Genomic DNA, 4,135 nt, shown 5'->3' with positions numbered 1-4,135 from the left:
GTTCGAGGTACGCACCCGCGACGAGTGCCTCGCCGGCGACGTGATCAAGGCGTTCGCGAGGACCGCCGACCACCACGTGGACGAGTTGCTGGCCGCCGCCCGGGAGATCGTCCCGGCGCACCTCGCCACGCTCACCCAGGCCGGGCTCGGCTTCATCGAGATCTGCCCGCCCGGGGTGGACAAGGCGACCGGGCTCAGCGTGGTCGCGCAGCGCCTCGGGGTCGACCCGGCGGAGGTGCTGGTCTTCGGCGACATGCCCAACGACCTGCCGATGTTCGAGTGGGCCGGCTGGGGCCGGGTGGCGGTCGCGAACGCCCACCCGACGCTGCGCGCCGTCGCCGACGACGTCACCCTGCGCAACGACGACGACGGGGTGGCGATCTACCTCGACCGGCTACTGTCCAGGTGATGGACGCGACGCCACACCTGATCGCCACCGACATCGACGGCACGCTGCTCCGCGACGACCGCACGCTCAGCGCCCACACCGCAGCCGTACTGACCCGGATCAGCGACCGGGGCACGCCGGTCGTGCTGGTCACCGGCCGACCGATCCGCTGGCTCAAAATGGTGTACGACCAGCTGGCCGAGCCGCTGCCGGCGGTCTGCGCCAACGGCGCGGTGGTCTACGACCCGGTCAACGACGAGGTGCTGCGGGCCGACCCGCTGGCCCCGGAGCTGCTCGCCGAGGTGGCCCGCCGGCTGCGGGCCGAGATACCCGGGGTGAGCCTCGCCGTGGAGATCGTGGACAGCCGGCAGATGCGGCACGAGACGCACTACCCGCTGCGCTGGGACGCCGACGAAACCGCGATCCGGGTCGTGGAGACCCCCGAGGAACTGCTGTCGGTGCCGGCGGTGAAGGTGCTGGCCCGCGCCGGCGAGCAGGATCCGGACCGGTTCACCCAGCTGGTCGCCGCTGCCCTCGCTGGGTTGGCGGAGGCCACCCACTCCTCGCACTCCGGGCTGGTGGAGATCTCGGCGGCCGGCGTGACGAAGGCGGCCGGGCTGGCCTGGTACTGCCACCGGATCGGCATCGACGCGACCGACGTGCTGGCCTTCGGCGACATGCCCAACGACGTGCCGATGCTGACCTGGGCCGGACGGGGGGTGGCGGTGGCCAACGCACACCCCGCCGTGCTGGCGATCGCCGACGAGGTCACCTCGGCGAACTCCACCGACGGCGTGGCGGCGTACCTGGAGAAGGTCTTCGGGGCGGACTGAGCCGGCGCGGCCGGTGACCCCGGCCGGCGTGCGGACCGTCAGCTGCGCGCCGCACGCCGCGCCGAGGTCAGAGGTACTGGCCGGTGCTGTGCCCCTCGCCGCCCGGCGGCTGACCGATGCCGGGCATCCCCGGCAGCACCGCCCCGGCCGGCCCGCTGGGCAGCGCCTGTCGCCCGGACCGCATCTGCTCCAGCTGCACCCGAGCCGCCATCTGCTGGGCGACCAGAGCGGCCTGGATTCCGTGGAACAGCCCCTCCAACCAGCCGACCAGCTGGGCGTGGGCGATCCGGAGCTCGCCCTCGCTGGGCGCCTGATCCTCGTTGAAGGGCAGGGAGATCCGCTCCAGTTCCTCGCGCAGCTCGGGAGCCAGCCCCTCCTTCAGCTCGACGATCGACCGCTCGTGGATCTCCCGCATCCGGTGCCGGCTGGCGTCGTCCAGCGGGGCCGCCTTGACCTCCTCCAAGAGCTGCTTGATCATGCTGCCGATCCGCATCACCTTGGCCGGCTGCTCGACCAGGCGCGTTGGGTCCTCGCCGGGCCCGTCGTCGGTCTGCACGGTGCCGACCGGCCGGCCGTCCGGCCCGACCACCACCACCGTGCCGGAGTGCCCAATACCGTCCCGGCCGGGCTCGTCGTCTTGTCCAGCGGATCGCACGTCGGTCATGGCATCCATCTTTACCCAGCCGCCCCCGCCGGCGCCCGCCGGCCCGCGTTCGAGTTCCACCCGGCACCGGTCCACGGGTCCGTGGCGATCCGCGCTACCGTCGGCCGATGCCCTCCGATCCCCGAGCCGTGCTGACCCGGCCCGCGCCCGAGCCGGACGTGACCGTCGCCTACGGCGAGCACCCCGACCAGATCGCCGATCTGCGCCGGCCGGCGGACGCGGGCCCGCCCCGGCCACTGGTGGTCGTGGTGCACGGTGGTTTCTGGCGTGCGGAGTACGACCGGCGGCACACCGATCCGCTGGCCGCCGCACTGGCCGCGCTCGGGCACCCGGTCGCCCAGCTGGAGTACCGCCGGACCGGGCAACCCGGTGGTGGCTGGCCGGGCACGCCGGCCGACGTACTGGCCGGGGTCTCCGCGTTGCCGCGGCTGGCCGCCGCCGCGCTACCCGGCCAGGTCGCGCCCGGGCCGCCGCTCCTGGTCGGCCACTCGGCCGGTGGGCACCTGGCGCTGTACACGGCGGCCCACGCACCGGACGCCGTCGGCGGGGTGCTCGCCCTCGCCCCGGTCGCGGACCTGGCCGAGGCGTACCGGCTCGACCTTGACTCCGGCGCGGTGGCCGCGCTGCTCGGCGGCGGGCCGGCTGACGTGCCCGAGCGGTACGCCGCCGCCGACCCGCGATCCCTGACACCCCTTCGACCACGCACCGTAGTGATGCACGGCACGTTGGATCAGCAGGTTCCGGTCGGAATGAGCCGGGCGTACGTGGCCGCCGGGCAGGCGGCAGGTGCCGATATCCGCCTTGTCGAGCTGCCGGAATGCGAGCACTTCGGACTCATCGACCCGGAGTCGGCGGCCTGGCCGCAGATAACCACCGCGTTGCGGTCTCTACACGAAGATCAATAGCCATTGACGCAGCGTCGCGAAACAGGTAGAACGCCGAAGGGGCGGAGGGCCGCCCGGCAACACATTTGAAGGGAACCCGGTGTCGCAGATGAACCGCAGGCGGGCACTCCAGCTGCTGGCCGCGATCGGTACGGGCGGACTCGTCGCCGGATGCGGCTCCGACGCCAAGGAGAACGCCAGCAGCACAGGCACCCCGATCAAGATCGGGCTCATCGCGCCGAAGTCCGGCGCGAACAAGGCCATCGGCGACGAGCTCGGTAACGGGTTCCAGCTCTACCTGGAACTCAACGAGGGCATGCTCGGCAGTCACCCGGTCGATCTGCTCGTCGCCGACGAGGGCGACAGCGTCAAGACCGGTCAGGCCGCCGTCGAGGGGCTGCTCAAGCAGGGCGTCCTCGCCCTGACCGGGGTTGCCAACTCGTCGGTCATGTTCGGCATCCGAGACCTGGTCGAGCAGGCCCGGGTCCCGCTGATCGGCTCCAATGCCTCGCCCACGAGCCTGCAGAGCGTCGTATACATCTGGCGTACGTCGTACGTGCTCGACGAGGCGGGTCGGGCGCTCGGCCGCTACCTCAAGGACGCGCTCGGCCCCACCGACCGGGTCGCGATGATCATGCCCGAAGGGGTCCTCGGCGGCGAGGACGTGCTGCGCGGCTTCCGCCAGGAGTTCGGCGAGTCCGATTCGCGCATCGGTGACGAGGTGGTCTGGACGTCCAACAGCGCGAGCCCGAGCAAGACCGCCTACGTCTCCGACATCAACAAGGCCCTCAGCCGCAACCCCTCGGTGGTCTTCTGCTTCTACTCCGGGGCCGCGGCGGCGGAGTTCATCATGCAGCTGCGCGACGGTGGATTCCGGGGCAGCATCTACGCCCCCGGCTTCCTCACCGAGGGCACGGTGCTGGACAGCATCCGGCCGGCCAACGACGCGCTCGGCATCCGGACGGCGTTGAACTACTCCGCCGACCTCAACAACGCGGCCAACCGCCGGTTCGCCTCGGCATACCGCAAGAAGCACAACGTCTCGCCGACCACCTACGCCATGGCCTCGTACGACGCGGCGAAGGTGCTCGACCAGGCGATCCGCCTGGCCGGCGCCACGCCCACCCCGCAGGAGGTCAACCTCGCGCTGGGCCGGATCGGGCAGATCGACAGCCCACGCGGCGCGTGGCAGTTCAACCAGCCGCGCACCCCGCAGCAGAAGTGGTACCTGCGCGAGGTGCAACGCGACGGTCAGGTGCTGTCGAACGTCCTGGTCAACGAGCTGGCCACGCTCGGCTGAGCAGAGCCGGAGTACTGCTCGGTGACGACAGTCGTCACATCCTTGCCGTTGACGGACCCGGTGACC

The 4,135-nt window shown here is 71.8% G+C and carries 5 protein-coding genes; 4 read left to right on the top strand and 1 reads right to left on the bottom strand.

Features of this window, described 5'->3' with window-relative positions; all coding sequences use genetic code 11:
• Together AB0M52_RS31575 and AB0M52_RS31570 are read left to right on the top strand one after the other, a co-directional pair.
• Positions 1-409: HAD hydrolase family protein (locus AB0M52_RS31575; RefSeq protein ID WP_363961268.1), on the top strand; the 409-nt coding region annotated here is incomplete at its 5' end.
• Positions 409-1,221, top strand: coding sequence for an HAD family hydrolase (locus AB0M52_RS31570; RefSeq protein ID WP_363961266.1), 813 nt, complete (start codon positions 409-411; stop codon positions 1,219-1,221). The genes AB0M52_RS31575 and AB0M52_RS31570, both read left to right, overlap by 1 nt.
• Positions 1,222-1,288: 67 nt before the next feature.
• Here the strand turns inward: AB0M52_RS31570 and AB0M52_RS31565 are convergent, their stop codons facing one another.
• Positions 1,289-1,894 carry a bacterial proteasome activator family protein gene (locus AB0M52_RS31565; RefSeq protein ID WP_363961270.1) on the bottom strand — a complete coding sequence of 202 codons (606 nt, stop codon included), beginning with the start codon at positions 1,892-1,894 and terminating at the stop codon, positions 1,289-1,291.
• A 98-nt stretch (positions 1,895-1,992) separates the two neighbouring features.
• On the opposite strand from AB0M52_RS31565, the gene AB0M52_RS31560 reads away from it, so the two are divergent.
• Positions 1,993-2,790 carry an alpha/beta fold hydrolase gene (locus tag AB0M52_RS31560; protein ID WP_363961264.1) on the top strand — a complete coding sequence of 266 codons (798 nt, stop codon included), beginning with the start codon at positions 1,993-1,995 and terminating at the stop codon, positions 2,788-2,790.
• Positions 2,791-2,869: 79 nt separating this feature from the next.
• On the top strand, positions 2,870-4,069 hold the full coding sequence (locus AB0M52_RS31555) for an ABC transporter substrate-binding protein (protein ID WP_363961262.1): 1,200 nt from the start codon (positions 2,870-2,872) through the stop codon (positions 4,067-4,069).
• Positions 4,070-4,135 lie beyond the last annotated feature (66 nt).

It is taken from the genome of Micromonospora sp. NPDC051296 (assembly GCF_040682255.1).
Taxonomy (GTDB): domain Bacteria; phylum Actinomycetota; class Actinomycetes; order Mycobacteriales; family Micromonosporaceae; genus Micromonospora; species Micromonospora craterilacus.
The sequence above is the reverse complement of the archived record's forward strand: the minus strand, read 5'-3'. Positions and strand labels throughout refer to the sequence as shown.

Excerpts from the sequence above, each read along its gene's own strand:
- AB0M52_RS31570 (WP_363961266.1), top strand. The coding sequence starts at position 409 with ATGGACGCGACGCCACACCTGATCGCCACCGACATCGACGGCACGCTG.
- AB0M52_RS31565 (WP_363961270.1), bottom strand. The coding sequence starts at position 1,894 with ATGGATGCCATGACCGACGTGCGATCCGCTGGACAAGACGACGAGCCC.
- AB0M52_RS31560 (WP_363961264.1), top strand. The coding sequence starts at position 1,993 with ATGCCCTCCGATCCCCGAGCCGTGCTGACCCGGCCCGCGCCCGAGCCG.